13 protein-coding genes and 2 tRNA genes are annotated in these 17,952 nt (G+C 63.1%); 11 read left to right on the top strand and 4 right to left on the bottom strand.

The genetic code is table 11. From position 1 onward, the window contains the following. Nucleotides 1-50 precede the first annotated feature (50 nt). The 6 genes from AC6I6L_RS12920 to AC6I6L_RS12895 all read left to right on the top strand — a co-directional run bounded on the left by AC6I6L_RS12920 (nt 51) and on the right by AC6I6L_RS12895 (nt 6,104). Nucleotides 51-1,391 (top strand): DUF8167 domain-containing protein, encoded by a 1,341-nt coding sequence (locus AC6I6L_RS12920; RefSeq protein ID WP_497918165.1) that lies wholly within the window; start codon nt 51-53, stop codon nt 1,389-1,391. Nucleotides 1,392-1,395: 4 nt separating this feature from the next. Further along, a complete protein-coding gene (locus tag AC6I6L_RS12915) occupies nt 1,396-2,595 on the top strand; it encodes a TrkA C-terminal domain-containing protein (protein WP_497918164.1) in 1,200 nt (399 codons plus the stop codon). Nucleotides 2,596-2,664: 69 nt separating this feature from the next. Continuing rightward, nucleotides 2,665-3,621, top strand: a complete 957-nt coding sequence (locus tag AC6I6L_RS12910; protein ID WP_497918163.1) for an aminopeptidase — start codon at nt 2,665-2,667, stop codon at nt 3,619-3,621. A gap of 104 nt (nt 3,622-3,725) precedes the next feature. Continuing rightward, nucleotides 3,726-4,379 carry an HVO_0476 family zinc finger protein gene (locus AC6I6L_RS12905; protein ID WP_497918162.1) on the top strand — a complete coding sequence of 218 codons (654 nt, stop codon included), beginning with the start codon at nt 3,726-3,728 and terminating at the stop codon, nt 4,377-4,379. A 142-nt stretch (nt 4,380-4,521) separates the two neighbouring features. Further along, the gene (locus AC6I6L_RS12900) at nt 4,522-5,196 is read left to right on the top strand and encodes a protein-L-isoaspartate(D-aspartate) O-methyltransferase (protein ID WP_497918161.1); all 675 of its coding nucleotides are present in this window, start codon (nt 4,522-4,524) and stop codon (nt 5,194-5,196) included. Nucleotides 5,197-5,342: 146 nt separating this feature from the next. Then, nucleotides 5,343-6,104, top strand: coding sequence for a protein-L-isoaspartate O-methyltransferase family protein (locus AC6I6L_RS12895; RefSeq protein WP_497918160.1), 762 nt, complete (start codon nt 5,343-5,345; stop codon nt 6,102-6,104). A 257-nt stretch (nt 6,105-6,361) separates the two neighbouring features. On the opposite strand, the gene AC6I6L_RS12890 is transcribed toward AC6I6L_RS12895, so the two are convergent. From AC6I6L_RS12890 to AC6I6L_RS12875, 4 genes are all read right to left on the bottom strand, one after another. Then, nucleotides 6,362-8,476: a bacterio-opsin activator domain-containing protein gene (locus AC6I6L_RS12890; RefSeq protein WP_497918159.1), complete on the bottom strand. Its 2,115-nt coding sequence runs from the start codon at nt 8,474-8,476 to the stop codon at nt 6,362-6,364. 180 nt (nt 8,477-8,656) lie between these two features. Beyond that, entirely contained in the window at nt 8,657-9,070 is a 414-nt protein-coding gene (locus AC6I6L_RS12885; protein WP_497918158.1) for a group I intron-associated PD-(D/E)XK endonuclease, read from the bottom strand. Between the two features lie 387 nt (nt 9,071-9,457). Next, nucleotides 9,458-9,530, bottom strand: a tRNA-Asp gene (locus AC6I6L_RS12880). Nucleotides 9,531-9,801: 271 nt separating this feature from the next. Next, nucleotides 9,802-9,874 (bottom strand) — tRNA-Asp (locus AC6I6L_RS12875). 314 nt (nt 9,875-10,188) lie between these two features. Between AC6I6L_RS12875 and AC6I6L_RS12870 the strand changes: the two genes are divergently transcribed. Genes AC6I6L_RS12870 through rpoA2 form a run of 5 tightly spaced genes read left to right on the top strand, consistent with a single transcriptional unit; the run spans nt 10,189 to nt 17,950 of the window. Continuing rightward, nucleotides 10,189-10,416 (top strand): DNA-directed RNA polymerase subunit H, encoded by a 228-nt coding sequence (locus AC6I6L_RS12870; RefSeq protein WP_497918157.1) that lies wholly within the window; start codon nt 10,189-10,191, stop codon nt 10,414-10,416. Further along, nucleotides 10,417-11,991 (top strand): DNA-directed RNA polymerase subunit B'', encoded by a 1,575-nt coding sequence (locus tag AC6I6L_RS12865; protein WP_497918156.1) that lies wholly within the window; start codon nt 10,417-10,419, stop codon nt 11,989-11,991. It begins immediately after the preceding gene. Between the two features lie 6 nt (nt 11,992-11,997). After that, nucleotides 11,998-13,827 carry a DNA-directed RNA polymerase subunit B gene (rpoB, locus tag AC6I6L_RS12860; RefSeq protein ID WP_497918155.1) on the top strand — a complete coding sequence of 610 codons (1,830 nt, stop codon included), beginning with the start codon at nt 11,998-12,000 and terminating at the stop codon, nt 13,825-13,827. Nucleotides 13,828-13,830: 3 nt separating this feature from the next. Beyond that, nucleotides 13,831-16,761, top strand: a complete 2,931-nt coding sequence (locus AC6I6L_RS12855; protein WP_497918154.1) for a DNA-directed RNA polymerase subunit A' — start codon at nt 13,831-13,833, stop codon at nt 16,759-16,761. Beyond that, nucleotides 16,754-17,950: a DNA-directed RNA polymerase subunit A'' gene (rpoA2, locus tag AC6I6L_RS12850; RefSeq protein ID WP_497918153.1), complete on the top strand. Its 1,197-nt coding sequence runs from the start codon at nt 16,754-16,756 to the stop codon at nt 17,948-17,950. Before AC6I6L_RS12855 ends, rpoA2 begins: the two co-directional genes overlap by 8 nt. The last annotated feature ends 2 nt before the right edge of the window (nt 17,951-17,952 follow it).

Here is a 17,952-nt window from a genome sequence, read left to right as displayed (position 1 = left end):
ACCGCGATCGAGGAGCGACTCGGACTGGGGGCCCGTCACCGGTTGGGTCGATGAGTTCACCGTTTCTCGACCCGGTCGACGTGCTCGTCGGCGTCCCGATCGCCCTCACGTTCGGAATCGTCGTCGCGACGCTCGTCGGAGTGTTCAGTCTCGGGACCTCGTACGTTGCCGACAGGACTGTGCCGTCGATCGCTGGAGGGGTGATCGCTGCGAGTACCACCGCCGCCGCGCTGTATACCACGGGTATCGTCGGTCCAGGTACGGTCCGTCCGGGACCCGTCTTCGGCGTGGGGCTCGTCGCCGTCCTCGGGTTGTACGCAACGAGACAGGGGCGACGGCTCGCGGACGACGTACCTCGCCCCAGCGCTGGTCGGATCGAACGCACGCAGCCGCTCGCCGCGGGGGCGATCGATTCGGTCGACGCGATGGGGCAGGTTACGGTTCGATCGAGCGGCGAGGTCCGCGCATTCGAGGGAGCACCACCGCTGGGACCAGGACTTCGGACTGCACTCGATGACGGCGCGTGGCGGCTGCCAGCGGATCTGGCCCTGTCGGAACTCGAGGAGCGACTCGAAACCCGGCTTCGGACGCGCTACGGTCTCGATGCCGTCGCCGTCTCGATCGATCGGCGCGGGCGAGCGACGATCACTGCGGCTCCGCCCGCAAACGGCGTCGCGACGGAGGTTTCGACGGGAGAACGGGCCGTCTCGGTTCGGGCGCTGTTGCCGACGGGGGTGACGCGGGGCGACGAGGTTCTCGCCGTCACCGACTCGGCGACGGTCCCGGGGAGGGTCCTGCGTGCAACCACCGAGACCTCCGCCGCGAGAAGCGACGATACGGCGTCCCCACCCGGTCGAGATCGGACCGGTGATCGATTGGGAATCCAACAACTCGAAACGCACGACGGATGCCGGGACGATCCGGATACCGGGTCGATCGGCGGCGACGGCCGAGTAACCGTCGCTGTCCCGACGACCGAGGCGGAAACGCTGCTCGGCGTCGATCGCGCTCGCCTCGTCGTCACCTCGCGGGACGCGAGCCACGAGTTCGACGCCCTCTCGGTGCTCGACCGGGGCGACGCGACGATCCGACGGGCGGTGGTGACCGACGCGGTGTGCGAGTCGGTAGCCGATGACGGAACGGACCTCGTGGCGATCGCCACCCGAGGAGCCGACGCGACCGTCGAGCGTAGAATCGACTCCGCTTGCCGGGACGAACCCGGTCGCCCGCACCCCGATCGCGGTCGTGATCGCGACGACAGATGGGAGTTCGAACCCGACCCGGACGCGCTCGCAGTCGGCGCGGAGGCGCTTCTCATCGGGACGGACGCGGCCGCGACCGATACGGTCGACGCGGGACGCGAGCGATCGGTTTCCGGGGTGAGTCACTGACGTGGTGACCGCGATCTGTGCAGTAGCGAGCTGCATCGTCGCCAGCGTTGGAACGACGCTTGGCGTCGAGACGACGCTCGAGTGGACGCGAACGGCGCTGCTCGGGATCTTCGGGTACGGCGTGCTCGCGAGCGTCGGGGCGCTCGCGTTCGCGTTCGGCTACCGACTCCTGGCGGTTCGACGACCGCCACCTGGACCGGCGATCGTCGTCGGCCTCGCGTTACCGACGGGGTGGCTTGCGGTCGAGATGGTTCGTCGCGGGTCAGTCGTCGCTGATTCGGCGCTGCTCCACTACACGACGGGGAGCTATCTCCTCGGCGTACTGGCCGTCGGAACGGGCGTCGCCGCCGTCGGCCATCGAGTTGGTGACCACCTCGCCTGTGGCTCCGCCGGGATTCGACCGATCGACGCGAGCGGGCCGATCGCGGATCTCGTTCAGTCGGCGGGCCGATCCGCCGTCGTGACGCTGCCGGAGTCGATCGACGATGCACGCGGGTATCCGCCGGTTGGCGACTCCCGAAAACGCGAACTCGAGGGACGCGAGTTGCTGCTGCCAAGCGGCCTCCCGATCCCGGAGCGTCGCTCGAGACTGGACCGGCGACTCGAGTCGGACTACGGGTTCGGATACGTCCGTACGACGATCGCTGCGGACGGCTCCGTGACTGGACTCGCGGTCGGCGGTCGGCGCACTGGCGTCAGCCACACGCTGGGTCCAGATCGCGTCGCGGTAGCGATCGCGGGAGATCCGTCCCCGCGGGCGAGTGCTGGCGACCCGGTGGAAGTCTGGAGAGCCGACTCGGCGTCTCCCGAATTCGTGACGACGGGAACGCTACGGGCGTCTTCCGGGTCGATCACGACGCTGGTCGTCGACGCCGACGACGCGATGGCCTTCGAGGTCGGGAGCCGCTATCGACTCACTACCCGACCGGAGGCCTCGAGCGACGGCTCCGCCCTCCTCGCTGCGATCCGGAAGGGGGACGAGGCGGTGACTGCCGTGGAGGTCGAACCCGACGATCCGCTCGATGGCGAGTTCGTCGGCTGGCTCCCGGGAACTGTGCTCGCGATCGATCGGGATGGGCCGGACCTGGTGTTGCCGGCGGACAGCGAACCGCTCGAAGCCGGCGATACGGTCTACGTTTTCGGGCTCCCAGCCGAACTCGAAGCGCTCAACGCACCGTCAGCCCCTTCCTCGGGGGTCAGGTGAACCGACGGAGTTCGGAGCCGATAATCGCGCGACGGAACACATTTGCCGCTACTCCCGACACAGTACACTATGTCCGAACTCCGAGCCGCCGCCGAGACGGCCGTTCGCCAGTGTCTGAATCTCCAATCCGGGGAATCGTGTACGATCGTCACCGACGACGAGCGGGAACCGATCGGTGCGGCTCTTTACGAGGTCGCGAGCGAGATCACAGATGACGCCGTCCTCCTTCGATACCCGCCGGGAGAGACTCACGGCGCGGAGCCCCCGGCCCCGGTTGCGGCTGCGATGGCGGCTGCAGACGTCGTCCTCGCGCCGACGACGAAGAGCCTGAGCCACACCAGAGCGCGCACCGAGGCGAACGAGGCTGGCGCACGCGTCGCCACCCTGCCCGGCATCACTGAAGACGTTTTCACGACCGGTCTCGACGCCGACTACGAGTCGATCGCAGCCCACTGCGCGGATGTCCGCGAGCAGGTTGCCGACGCCGAGAAGATCCGGGTGACGGCACCCGCTGGAACGGACATCACGTTCGACGTAGCGGGTCGTGACTGGCTGTCGGATACCGGCATCGTCCACGAACCGGGAATGATGTCGAACCTGCCGGCGGGAGAGGTGTTCATCAGTCCGCAATCCGCAGCGGGAACGTTCGTCGTCGACGGGACGATGATGCCCCACGGGCTGCTCGAGGAGGGCCGAACGCTCTCGTTCGAGGTCGAAGACGGGCTCGTCACCCGCATCTCCGACGACGACATTCGGGAGACGATCGACTCCGCGGCGGAAACGGTGGGCGACGCCGCGTACAACCTCGCGGAACTCGGAATCGGCACCAACGTCGCCGTCACGGACCTCGTCGGCTCGGTCCTGTTAGACGAAAAGGCCGCGGGAACGGTCCACATCGCGATCGGTGACGACGCGGGAATCGGGGGCGACGTCGAAGCACCGATTCATCTCGACGGAATCGTTCGAGAGCCGGCCGTTTACGCAGATGGGGACGAACTCGAGCTACCCGACTCGTCGCTCGACTAGCCCGGTACGTCGCTCGCCCGTCCAGCGGCGTAGTCGACCGCCCCTCGCGATGGACGAGAGGACAGGTTCAATCGCCTTTTCAGTACGTAGCTGTTAGACCGCGTATGAACGATATTCCGGACCGCGTTCCCGCGTCGTGTCCGTCGTGCTCGCCGGACCTCGAGACGGTCCACGAGGTGCTGACGGACGGCGGCGGCGCGTTGACGGTTCGCTGTAGCGAGTGCGGTCACGTCCACAAGATCCAGCCCGAACGCCAGCGCGAGGTGACGATCGACGTGGTCGTCTCCCAGGACGGCGAGTCCTTCACGGCGAACACGACCACGCCCGAAGACGAGACGATCGAGGTCGGCGACGAGTTCATTCTCGAGACCGACGAGGTGCTTTCGACGGTTCGCGTGACCAGTCTCGAACTCGACGGCCACAAGCGAGTCGAGAACGCCGCGGCCGAGGACATCGAAACCGTCTGGACGCGCGAAGTGGACAACGTCGCGGTCAACGTCACCGTGCATCCCAAAGACGGCTCCAGAGACGACAGTCGAAGCGTTTCGGTCTACGTCCCCGGCGACTACGAGTTCGAGGTTGGCGAGACCGAGTCCTTTGGCGACGACGAGTTCGAGATCGATGCAGTCGTCGTCCGAAAGGACGCTTCGGGCTACCGCCGCGATCGCTTCGAGGAGCGGGGAGACGTCGTCTTCGCGAAAGACGCGAAACGCGTCTACGCCTACGACGAAACATCCACTGCCTGGTCGGCCTGGTAATTTTGCCGAAAACCATCGGCGTGCTGACACTGCGGACGCAACTGACGCCGCTGACGCGGCCGACGCAACCGACGGATCCGTTCTCGTTGCCCCCAGCACGTGCGCCCAACACGTTCTTGCGATCGCTCACCGAGTATCCGCTATGTTCGGTTTCGGGAACGCCGATACCGACGGAGACGATGGCGTCTCCGACGCCGACGAGTACGAAACCGCTCGCGATCGAATGGTCGACACCGTCGCGTCGCGGGTCGACGACCATCGGGTCCTCGATGCGCTCGCCGCTGTCCCGCGCCACGAGTTCGTCCCCGCGGATCGGCGCGACGACGCCTACGCAGATCGTCCGCTTCCGATCGGGGACGGCCAGACGATCAGCGCCCCGCACATGGTCGCGATCATGGCCGATCTGTTAGCGCTCGAAGCCGGCGAGACGGTGCTCGAGATCGGAACCGGCTGTGGCTACCACGCCGCGGTCACGGCCGAACTCGTCGGCGCAGAAAGCGTCTACTCCGTCGAGTACAGCGCAAAACTCGCCGAACGAGCACAAACGACGCTCACGGAAACCGGATACGGCGACGTGTCCGTCCGGGCCGGCGACGGCAGGGAGGGATGGGCCGAACACGCGCCCTACGACGCGGCGTATTTTACGTGTGCGCCGGACGCGTTTCCAGCGCCCGTCATCGAGCAGGTTCGGACGGGCGGCCGACTGCTCGCCCCCATCGGGACCGTCTTCCAGACGCTCGTCGAGGCCGAAAAACGCGCAGGCGGCTCGCTCGCTCGTCGCGACCGCGGCGGCGTCCGGTTCGTTCGGATGCGATAGCAGTCTCTCTTCGCGTGGTCACCTCGACGCAGGCGTCCTGAAGCGGTGCCATAGTCGGTGTGCGAAACCGTTTTCACGCAATACCGTGTCCAGAACTGGTCCCGGGCAAGCGCGCCATTGATTACTCCGGGCGGGATAACTCGGCTATGGACCCTGCGGTACTGCGCGAGGATATGGTCGACGGCCTCGTCGAGCCTCCCAGAACCGTCCTCACGGACGACGCCGTCGCCGTCGCGATGCGGGACGTGTCGCGCGACGCCTTTTTCGACGACGAGCGGGCAGCCTACGCCGCCCGGGACCACGAGATTCTCGGTACCCGCGTTCTCGCCCCGAGTACGGCCGCCCGCTTGCTCCAGGCGCTCTCTCTCGAGGGAGACGAGGACGTCCTGATCGTCGGGGCCGGCGTCGGCTACACGGCCGCCGTCGCGGCCGAAATCGTCGGCGAAACCCGCGTTCACGCCGTCGACATCTCCCGACCGATCGTGATCGAATCCCGGACCAACCTCGCGGAGGCGGGATACGACGGCGTCCTGGTCGATTGTCGAGACGGTGCCGCCGGATTCCCCGAGTACGCCCCCTTCGATCGCATCCTGCTCGAAGCCGCCGCCGTCGAACCACCGCGTGCGCTGCTCGAGCAACTGCGGGAGGACGGCCTGCTCGTGTTTCCCCGCGGCGCTCAGCAGCAACGCCTCGAAGCCGTCTCTCCGGACGGCGATCGCGAGGCGTTCGCTGCCGTCTCGTTCGACCCGCTTCTCGTCGAGGGCGAGCAGTCGGGAGCCGTCGAGCGCAACCGCACGAACCGCGAGGACCGCGAACGCACACTGCGCCGTGCCGAATCGCGCCGCGGCTGGGAACACGAGTGGATCGAGTGGGACGACGCGATCGATCCGCAGTCGCGATCGTACTGATCGTCTCTATTACCTGATTGGGAGTACTTGCTACCAGCATGTGAACCGCTCCGGAATCGCGTTGCCGTGTATAGACCGGTCTCACCGCAGGACAGTGCCACTGCTCGAGAGTTTGTGTCTTCGGGGGGAAAGTGGGGGTGGGGTGGGGGGGATTGGGGGTGGCGACAGTCTATTTCAGATCGCCAATTACTGGTATGGGATGTGGGGGGTTAAATATAGCTTCTAACTGTTTGGATGGTTTGAAATTCAGGTACTAATTATTTAGGACCACTCTCGAACGCCAGGCGGACGAGCTTTCGTTCGGCCGCTCGCAGGTGGTAGTGATAGGTAGGCGAAGAGATATCCAGTGCGTCTGCGAGTTCTTCGCCGGTGCTCTCGCGCGGCCACTCGAAGAAGCCGCTGTAGTGGGCCGCTTGCAATGCCTCGAACTGCTTTTCCGTGAGTTGTTCTTCGACGTAGGTATCCAGCTGCCGAGCCGATCGCGTCCCGGTCCGTTCGCGCCGTGCGTCGAGTTCAGTCTCGGGATACCCCTCCCGTATGCCCTCGACCAGCGATCGCGTTTCGACGTGGTTTGGAACGTCGAGAACGAGCGTCGTCGAACCGTCCTCGGCGGTTGCCGTCCGCAACTTGACGTCGTACGTGCGCAACGCGTCGAGAAACGACGTCGACGAGAGCGTCAGTTCGATCAGCACCTCGTCGTCGCCCTCGGAAACGACCGACCAGGCTTCGATCGAAGCCCACCCGGCGGTCACCGAATCGAGATCTGCCGTCTTCGGGACGCTCACGAAGAGGACGACCTCGTCGTCGGCCCGATCGATAATGCCCTCGAGCGTGATCGGCCCCTCGATCCGCTCTGAGAGGCGATTGATTAGCAACCGCCCGTCGCGACAGGTCAGTTCCAGTTCGACGTGGCTATCGGTGAGCATCGCTCGCGTCTGCTCGACCGATCGGATCGCGTGGCCGATCGTTTCGCCGAGTTCCCCCAGCACCTCGCGCTCGCTGTTGGTGATCGAATCGACACCGGGAACGTGGACGATGAGGGCCCCGTACGTGCGTTCGTCGTCGATCAACGGCACCGACAGCACCGTCTGAAAGCCGTACGTGAGCGCATCCTTTCGCCGCTGGTCCCAGTCGTCCGAGTCGAGGACGTTGCGGACGATCTGGACCTGTTCGGTGGCCAGCGTCTCGCGTATCAGACCGACCTCTGGTGCGTGATCGCCGTCGTCACGGACGCGATCGACGTATGCTGCGTCGACCCCCGCCCAGGCCGTCGGACGCGGGCAGCCGTCGTCGGTCGTCGCGATCCAGGCGAACAGGTACCGCTCCGTCTCCGCGAGCCGATCGCACACTTTCGTCTCGATCTCCTCGCGCGTCGAGGCCTGGGTAACAGCGTGGTTGATCTCTCGGACGATCTCGTTCGTGTGATTGAGCCGCGTCAGTTCCTCGTTCTGTGCTGTCAGGGTCCGATCGTGTTCGCGAAGCAACTGCTCGCGCTCGGCTCGATCGAGTGCAGCCTCGGTGTTCGCCGCGAGAATGTGCAGGAGTTCGGTCATCGTCTCGTCGAAGCCGTCGACGTCCTCGGTGCCGGCGACCAACACGCCGTGGGTGCCAAGCGGGACGATCAACTCGCTTCGACTCAGCGTCTGGGCGTGCTCGACGTTCGTCCGCCGGACATCTTCGTAGTACCTGCTCTCTCCCTCGGAAAACACTTCCCAGACCAGCCCCTCGCCGCGCTCGAAGGACATCTCCGGATCGACCAGCTCGCGGGACTCTCGCATCGATGCGGCGTGTTCGAGCGTTCCCGCAGTCGGCTCGAAGGCATACGCTGCTGCCACTGGAACGTCGAGAATTTCTCCAGCGGTGTCGACGGCCGCCTGGTAGATGTTCTCTTTCGTCTCCGCGCGCATCAGATCCCGCGTCGTCTCGTGCAGCGTCGTCAGCGTCCGTTCGTACCGCCGCTCGCTCTCTCGGAGTTCCGTCTTCGCACGATACTGCGACACCGCGTTCGTGATCTGGTTCGCCAGCAGCGCGTAGCGTTCGTTCCCGGACTCCTTCTGGAAGTACTGTGTCACCCCCGCCGCGATCGCCTCACTCGCCAGTTCCTCTGACCCCCGGCCTGTGTACAGAATAAACGGGAGGTCCGGGTCGTCCTCCCTGATCCGTTCGAGCAATTCGAGCCCGGTCAGTTTCGGCATCTCGTAATCGCTGACGATACAGTCGATCTCGCGGCGATCGAACGCCTCCAGAGCCTCATCGGGACTCGTCGCGGCGATCGCTTCGATCGCTTCGTCTTCGCGTTCGAGCATCGACCCCGACAGGTCAGCATAGCCCGGTTCGTTGTCGACGACGAGGACGGTAATCGGCTGTGGCATGGATTGGGATCGGTCGACCGTCACCGACGGCGATGGCCGATCGGTGACACGTCGGTATCGGTACCAGTCGGTCAGAGATACTAAAATATTAGCACTCTCGAATTTCGGGTACTAATTACAGTCAACTACGCGGTTTCGATTGCTCTCTCGAAACCAATTCGGTGAATGAACGTCGTCGATTCACCGAATCTGTCCTTCGAACTCGTATTCAGACGCCCAGTTGATTGATGGGTGGTCGATACTGGCATCGAACCGTAGCTCCATCTTCTGTGTCGTCGCGTCTTCAACCGGAATACAGTACAATTGCTCTCGATTCGGGTCTCTCACCAGAAACGCGTCAATTTCCCCATCGTACGTTTGTTCGTGATACAATCCCTCTTTCGTTGTTTGTGAGTGCGTGTTGAAACGAATCGTCTCGGGTTTGTTTTGCCACGCGGTTTTACACTGGACTCGCCACAGGGTCTCGCCGTTGTCAGCGATGAGATCGTATTTGTCGTTGTCACCGAAGGGGATCGATACCGTATAGCCGCGCGTAACGAGTGCTGCGATGACCTTCGCCTCTGTCTCGTCACCAGTGCGCTTTGTGCTAGACATAAACTACTCATCTGTAACCTCCTTTTCCAAGAAAAACTCACTGTGACTGGTGAGTTCGCTGCGACTTGATTGTTGATCGTAGTGTGAGCTCTCGGTTTGGTGTGCTCTGCGCGATTTGCGAAGTAACGGAAGAAGCGCCCGAAGCGGGATTTGAACCACCTGAATATCGCTCACTGCGTTCGTTCGTTCCGTCTTTCAAATCCCGCTCGATGCGATCTCATCGCTCACGGACTTGTTCGCGACAGAAATACGCCCGAGGCGGGATTTGAACCTGAACTGAGAACCTGCTCGCCCAGGCTCGCAGAACCTCAGTATGATTCAAATCCCTCAGTCCCCGTTTTCCAGAACCAGCGACTCGCTTCGCTCGTCGGTTTGGTTCTGGAAAAGCGCCCGAGGCGGGATTTGAACCCGCGTCACAACCGTGACAGGGTTGTATGATGGGCCACTACACCACCCGGGCAACCTGTAATACTCCGTTCCCCCGTCGAACTGATAAGGGTTTTGTTCTCCACCGATTCCGGATACTTCGCTGAGAGATCTTTACTCACGCTCGATACGAATTGGTCGCTCACGAAGTTGTTCGCGACAGAAATACGCCCGAGGCGGGATTTGAACCTGAACTGAGAACCTGCTCGCCCAGGCTCGCAGAACCTCAGTATGATTCAAATCCCTCAGTCCCCGTTTTCCAGAACCAGCGACTCGCTTCGCTCGTCGGTTTGGTTCTGGAAAAGCGCCCGAGGCGGGATTTGAACCCGCGTCACAACCGTGACAGGGTTGTATGATAGGCCACTACACCACCCGGGCTTGTAACTCATCGTATCCCGGTGAGAGTATTAAGACTTTCCAATCGAACACGCCGTGGTACGGTGAATCGGGCCACGATCGCCCCCTCGTAACGCCCCGTCCGTGTCATCAGTCCCCACGACCCACAAGGGATTTAACTGATAACCGGATACTGATGTATGTGACAGTCGATCCCGGTCAGGTCTGCCCGACCGGATAGCCCCGCTTCTGGGTCGAGTTAGTAACCCTTAACTGCCTGCCACCGATACCCACCTGTAGTATCTCGTGACAGCCGCTTCTCTCCCGATAGCCCACACGCACATCAATACCAACACATGGTAGACGTAAGCCAACACGAACTCGTCCCGGATCACACCGTTCTCGATGAGGAGACGCTCGAGAACGTGCTCTCCGAGTACGACATCGACCGCACAGACCTGCCCAAAATCAAACGCACCGATCCCGCCCTGCCTGACGACGCCGAAACCGGCGACGTCATCAAAATCGTCCGGAACTCCCGCACGACCGATCAGGCGATCGTATACCGACTTGTGGTAGAATAAATGACACTGGAACTGAACCGCGAGGAACGCCGAGAAATCTCGCGCGAGTACTTCTCGAAGGAACGAATCGCCGAACACCACTACCGATCGTTCAACGCCTTCCTGAACCGAGGTATGCAGGAGGTCGTCAACGAAAAGGAGACCATCGACACCGACATCGGCGACAAAGAAGGCGAAGAACCCGTCCACGTCGAACTCGGCGATGTCCGCGTCGTGACGCCCCGCGTTCGGGAAGCCGACGGCTCCGAAGAACTGCTCTACCCACAGGAGGCTCGTCTCCGGAACATCACCTACTCCGCACCGGTGTTCATGGAGATGTCGATCGTCAAAGGCGAGGAAGGTGAAGAGCGAGTCGTCGACTCGACGGAAACGAAAATCGGCCGGATGCCGATCATGGTCGGCTCCGAGAAATGTAACATCGCCGGCTTCTCCGACCAGGAACTCATCGAGATCGGTGAAGACCCCGCCGACCCCGGCGGCTACTTCATCGTCAACGGCTCAGAGCGGGTGCTGATGACCAGCGAGGACCTCGCCCCGAACAAGATCCTGGCGGAGTACGACACCAAGTACGGCGACGAGATTCAGGTCGCAAAGACCTTCTCCCAGCGCCGTGGTTACCGCGCGCTGGTACTCTGTGAGCGGACGCGGGACGGCCTGCTCGAGGTGTCGTTCCCCTCCGTTTCGGGTTCGATCAACTTCGTCACGCTCGTTCGCGCACTCGGTCTCGAAAGCGACGAGGAGATCGTCCACAAGGTCTCGAACGACCCGGAGGTCGTCAAGTACATGCTCGAAAACCTCGAAGCCGCCGAGGTCCAGACCGAGGAAGGGGCGATCGAGGCCCTCGGAAAACGCGTCGCCTCGGGCCAGGGGAAAAACTACCAGCTCAAACGTGCGAACTACGTCATCGATCGCTACCTCCTACCACACCTCCACGAGGAGGGCGTCGAGGAGGAAGACGTCCGGATCAACAAGGCTCACTACCTCTGTCGGATGGCCGAAGCCTGCTTCGAACTCGCACTTGGTCGACGCGACTCCGACGACAAGGACCACTACGCGAACAAGCGCCTGAAGGTCTCGGGTGACCTGATGAAAGACCTGTTCCGGACCGCACTCAACAAGCTGGCACGGGACGTGAAGTACCAGCTCGAGCGCGCGAACATGCGCAACCGAAACCTCTCGGTGAACACGGTCGTTCGGTCTGACGTGCTGACCGAGCGTCTTGAGCACCCGATCGCGACGGGCAACTGGGTCGGTGGCCGCTCCGGTGTGAGCCAGCTCGTCGATCGAACGGACTTCATGGGTGTGCTTTCGCACCTGCGCCGACTTCGATCGCCGCTCAGTCGCTCCCAGCCCCACTTCGAGGCGCGGGACCTGCACGCGACCCAGTGGGGTCGTATCGGGCCATCCGAGACGCCGGAAGGGCCCAACTGTGGGCTGGTGAAGAACTTCGCGCAGTCGATGGAGCTCTCACAGAACGTCGAGGACGAACAGGCACTCAAACGGGAACTGGCATCGATGGGGGTCCAGGGAATTCCGGGCCTCGAAGGCATCGAGCGATCGACGGCGGACGACTAACATACAATGAGCAGCCAACAACGAGAAGCCAAGGTGTACGTCAACGGATCGCTGGTGGGGACACATCCCGATCCGCACGAACTGGCCGAACAGATCCGGGAAGCACGACGCATCGGGGACGTTAGCGAGATGGTCAACGTCTCGGTCAAGGATCGAACGCGCGAAGTGATCGTCAACGCGGACGCGGGCCGGGCCCGTCGACCGCTGCTGGTCGTCGAGGACGGCGAACCGCGCATCTCCGAGCAGGAACTCGAAGCACTCCGCGGCGGCGACCTCGAATTCGAGGACCTCGTCGATCACGGCTACATCGAGTTCATCGACGCCGAGGAGGAAGAGGACATCCTCGTCGGCGTCGACGAGGAGGACCTCACTGTCGACCACACCCACCTCGAGATCGACCCGTCGCTGATCTTTTCGATCGGTGCGGGGATGATTCCGTACCCTGAACACAACGCCTCACCCCGCATTACGATGGGCGCAGGGATGATCAAGCAGTCACTCGGCCTCCCGAGTGCGAACTACCGGATTCGACCGGACACGCGCCAGCACCTGCTGCACTACCCGCAGCTATCGATGGTGAAAACCCAGACGACCGAACAGATCGGGTACGACGATCGACCGGCGGCCCAGAACTTCGTCGTCGCCGTGATGAGCTACGAGGGGTTCAACATCGAGGACGCACTCGTTATGAACAAGGCGAGCGTCGAACGCGCGCTCGCGCGATCGCATTTCTTCCGGACCTACGAGGGCGAGGAACGACGGTATCCCGGCGGGCAGGAAGACCGCTTCGAGATCCCGTCCCAGGACGTCCGCGGGGCTCGCGGCGAGGAGGCGTACAATCACCTGGACGAAGACGGGCTGGTCAACCCAGAGACGACGGTCGACGAGAACTCCGTCCTGCTCGGGAAGACCTCGCCGCCGCGATTCCTCGAAGAGCCGGACGATATGGGTGGTCTCTCGCCCCAGAAGCGACGTGAAACGTCGGTGACGATGCGATCGGGCGAGAGCGGCGTCGTCGACACCGTCACGCTCATGGAGGGCGAAGACGGCTCGAAGCTCTCGAAAGTGTCCGTCCGCGACGAACGAATTCCCGAACTCGGGGACAAGTTCGCGAGTCGCCACGGCCAGAAGGGTGTCGTGGGCCACCTCGCACCACAGGAGGACATGCCCTTCACCGAGGAAGGCGTCGTGCCGGACCTCGTCGTCAATCCTCACGCGTTGCCGTCGCGGATGACGGTCGGGCACATCCTCGAGATGATCGGCGGCAAACTCGGTGCGATGGAGGGGCGACGCGTCGACGGGACGCCGTTCCTCGGAGAAGACGAGTCCGAACTCCGCGGCGGACTCGAGGAGGCCGGCTTCAACTCCGCCGGCAAGGAGACCATGTACTCCGGCGTCACCGGCGAGAAGATCGACGCCGAAATCTTCGTCGGGATCATCTTCTACCAGAAACTCTACCACATGGTCTCGAACAAGCTCCACGCCCGATCGCGCGGCCCCGTGCAGGTGCTGACGCGCCAGCCGACGGAAGGTCGCGCTCGCGAGGGCGGACTTCGTATCGGGGAGATGGAACGGGACGTGTTTATCGGTCACGGGGCGGCCATGACGCTGAAGGAACGACTGTTAGACGAGTCCGATCGCGAGTTCATCCACGTCTGTGGCAACTGTGGCATGAGCGCGGTCGAGAACGTCGAACAACGTCGGGTGTACTGTCCGAACTGTGACGAGGAGACCGACATCCACGAGATCGAGATGAGCTACGCGTTCAAGCTCTTGCTCGACGAGATGAAGGCTCTGGGAATCGCGCCACGACTCGAACTTGCGGACGCTGTCTAAACCATGCAAAACGGGACACCAAAAGACATTGGAGCGATCAACTTCGGGCTGATGGAGCCCGAGGAGTACCGGGAGATGAGCGCGACGAAGATCATCACGGCCGACACCTACGACGACGACGGCTTCCCGATCGACATGGGGCTGATGGACCCGCGGCTGGGCGTCATCGACCCCGGTCTGGAGTGCAAGACCTGCGGGAAGCACTCGGGGTCGTGTAACGGCCACTTCGGCCACATCGAACTCGCCGCGCCGGTCATCCACGTCGGCTTTACGAAGCTCATCCGCCGACTGCTTCGGGGCACGTGTCGCGAGTGTTCGCGACTCCTGCTCACCGAAGACGAACGCGGGGAGTTCTACGACCAGATCGACGAGTCCCGAAAACTCGGTCGGGACCTGAACGACGTGACGAAGGCCGCGATCCGGCAAGCCCGCAAGAAGGACCGCTGTCCACACTGCGGCGAAATCCAGTACGATATCGACCACGAGAAGCCGACGACGTACTACGAGGTCCAGCAAGTTCTCACGAGCGAGTACTCCCAGCGCATCGCCGGCGCGATGCAGGGCGACGAGGAGGCCGGTATCGATCGAACCACGCCGGACGAACTCGCCGAGCAGACCGACATCGACCTCACGCGGATCAACGAGATCCTCTCGGGATCGTTCCGTCCGCGAGAAGAACAGCGCAAGGCGATCGAGAAGGCCCTCGATATCGACCTCACCGAGGAAGATACGAACAAGCTGATGCCGAGTGATATCCGGGACTGGTTCGAGGCGATTCCCGACGAGGACATGGAAGTTCTGGGAATCGATCCCGAGCGATCCCGTCCCGAGTGGATGATCCTCACCGTGCTTCCGGTTCCGCCGGTCACCGCACGGCCGTCGATCACGCTCGACAACGGCCAGCGCTCGGAGGACGACCTCACTCACAAGCTGGTCGACATCATCCGGATCAACCAGCGGTTCATGGAGAATCGCGAGGCTGGTGCGCCACAGCTGATCATCGAGGACCTGTGGGAACTGCTGCAGTACCACGTGACGACGTTCATGGACAACGAGATTTCGGGAACGCCGCCGGCGCGCCACCGTTCCGGCCGGCCGCTCAAGACGCTTTCCCAGCGTCTCAAGGGCAAGGAGGGACGCTTCCGCGGCTCGCTGTCCGGGAAGCGCGTCAACTTCTCCGCCCGAACCGTCATCTCGCCGGACCCGACGCTTAGTCTGAACGAGGTCGGCGTGCCCGACCGCGTCGCGACGGAGATGACCCAGACGATGAACGTCACCGATCGCAACGTCGAGGAGGCCCGGCGGTTCGTCGCGAACGGCCCAGAAGGCCACCCCGGCGCGAACTACGTCCGCCGACCGGACGGTCGTCGGCTGAAGGTGACCGAGAAGAACTGCGAACAACTCGCCGAGAAGGTCGATGCAGGCTGGGAGGTCAACCGACACCTCATCGACGGCGACATCGTCATCTTCAACCGGCAGCCGTCGCTCCACCGAATGTCGATCATGGCCCACGAAGTCGTGGTCATGCCCTACAAGACGTTCCGGCTGAACACCGTCGTCTGTCCGCCGTACAACGCCGACTTCGACGGCGACGAGATGAACATGCACGCCCTCCAGAACGAGGAGGCGCGTGCGGAAGCGCGCGTGCTCATGCGCGTACAGGAGCAGTTGCTCAGTCCCCGCTTCGGGGAGAACATTATCGGCGCTATCCAGGACCATATCTCCGGGATGTATCTTCTGACCCACGATAACCCGCGGTTCAACGAGACGCAGGCGCTCGACTTGCTCCGTGCAACCCGGATCGACGAACTGCCTGAACCGAGCGGCATCGACGACGGGGGCGAGCCGTTCTGGACCGGGCACGACGTCTTCTCCGAACTGCTGCCCGACGACCTCGACCTCGCGTTTACGGGGACCGTCGGTGACGAAGTCGTCGTCGAGAACGGCCAGCTTCTTCAGGGAACCATTGCCGAAGACGAAGTTGGCGAGTTCGGCGGCGAGATCGTCGACACGATCGCGAAGGTCTACGGCAACACCCGCGCCCGGATCTTCATCAACGAGGTGTCGACGCTGGCGATGCGTGCGATCATGCACTTCGGGTTCTCGATCGGGATCGACGACGAGACGATTCCCGAGGAAGCGGAGGCTCGCATCGACGAGACGATCACGGACGCCAACGATCGCGTCGAGGAACTGATTGAGGCCTACAAACGCGACGAACTCGAGAGCCTCCCAGGGCGAACGCTCGATGAGACCCTCGAGATGAAAATCATGCAGACGCTTAGCCGCGCGCGTGACAACGCGGGGAACATCGCAGAAGAGCACTTCGCGGAGGACAACCCGGCGGTCGTCATGGCCAGTTCGGGTGCTCGCGGGTCGATGCTGAACCTGACCCAGATGGCCGGCTGTGTCGGCCAGCAGGCAGTTCGGGGCGAACGAATCAATCGTGGCTACGAGGACCGGACGCTTTCGCACTACAAGCCCAACGACCTTTCGGCCGAGGCTCACGGCTTCGTCCAAAACTCCTACACCGGCGGCCTCACCCCGCGGGAGTTCTTCTTCCACGCGATGGGTGGCCGCGAGGGCCTGGTCGACACCGCCGTCCGGACCTCCAAATCCGGCTACCTCCAGCGCCGGCTGATCAACGCTCTCTCCGAACTCGAAACCCAGTACGACGGCACCGTCCGCGACACCTCGGACACGATCGTCCAGTTCGAGTTTGGCGAGGACGGCACCTCGCCGGTCAAGGTCTCTTCCGGCGACGAGAACGTCATCGACGTCGAAGCGATCGCAGACCGCGTCCTCGACTCCGAGTTCGCCTCCGAAGAGGAACGAGCGGCGTTCCTCAGTACGAAACGCGAGCCGACGAACCTCTCGGAGAAGGCGGACGATCGTCGTTTCTACGAGAGCCCGGAGGTGACCTCCGATGACTGAGGTCGCCTACGACGTCGACGACGACACGATCGCGGTCGTCGAAGACACCGATCTGCCCCGGCGGCTCAAGGACACTGTCTACGAGACTCTTGAGAATCGCGGACCGTTCACCGTTCAGGAGGCCGACGACCTGGCGAAAGCCGTCGAGACCCGCTACATCGACACCCGCGTCGATCCGCTCGACCCCGTCGGGACCGTCTCGGCACAGTCGATCGGCGAACCGGGAACGCAGCTGACGATGAACACGTTCCACTACGCGGGGGTCGCGGAGATCGACGTGACCCAGGGGCTTCCCCGACTTATCGAACTGGTCGACGCCCGGAAGACGCCGGATACGCCGATGATGACCGTCCATCTGGAAGACGAGTACGCCACCGAACGGGAGAAAGCCCACGAGGTCGTCTGGAAGATCGAGGCGACCAAAATCCTCGCGCTGGGTGACGTCTCGACGAACGTTGCGGACATGCGCGTCCAGATCTCTCTCAACGAGGACACGCTCCAGGAACGAATGATCACGCCCGAGGAGGTCGCCGAGATCATCGAGGACAACCTCGGCGTCGAGACGATCCAACAGGGGACCGCGATCCAGTTCGGCCCCGAGGAGCCGTCCTACCGGGACCTGCTCCAACTCGTCGAGGAACTGCGCGATATCACGTTCAAAGGCATCGAAGAGGTTTCCCGCGTCGTTATCCGCCGCGAAGAGATGGACGACGGCAGCGAGGAATTCGTCCTCTACACCGAAGGATCGGCCTTCGGTGACGCACTCGAAATCGAGGGCGTCGACGCCTCGCGGACGACGTGTAACAACATCCACGAGATCCACCGCAACCTCGGCATCGAGGCCGCACGCGAAGCCATCATCGAGGAGACGAACAACACGCTGGCCGAGCAGGGACTCGATGACGTCAACGTTCGTCACCTGATGCTGGTCGCGGACATGATGACCAACCGCGGCGAGATCGAGTCGATCGGTCGTCACGGCATTTCGGGTTCGAAGGATTCGGTCCTCGCCCGCGCGGCGTTCGAGGTGACGGTCAACCACCTGCTGAACGCCGCAATTCACGGCGAAGTCGACAAACTTCAGGGCGTCACGGAGAACGTCATCGTCGGCAAGCCGATCAAGCTCGGAACCGGCGACGTCGACCTGCGGATGGGTTCGACGAGTTCCAGCAGCCGACAGGCCGACTGATC

The sequence above is a fragment of the Halosolutus sp. DAT137 genome (assembly GCF_059736405.1).
This window is presented reverse-complemented; position numbering and strand designations above follow the sequence as displayed.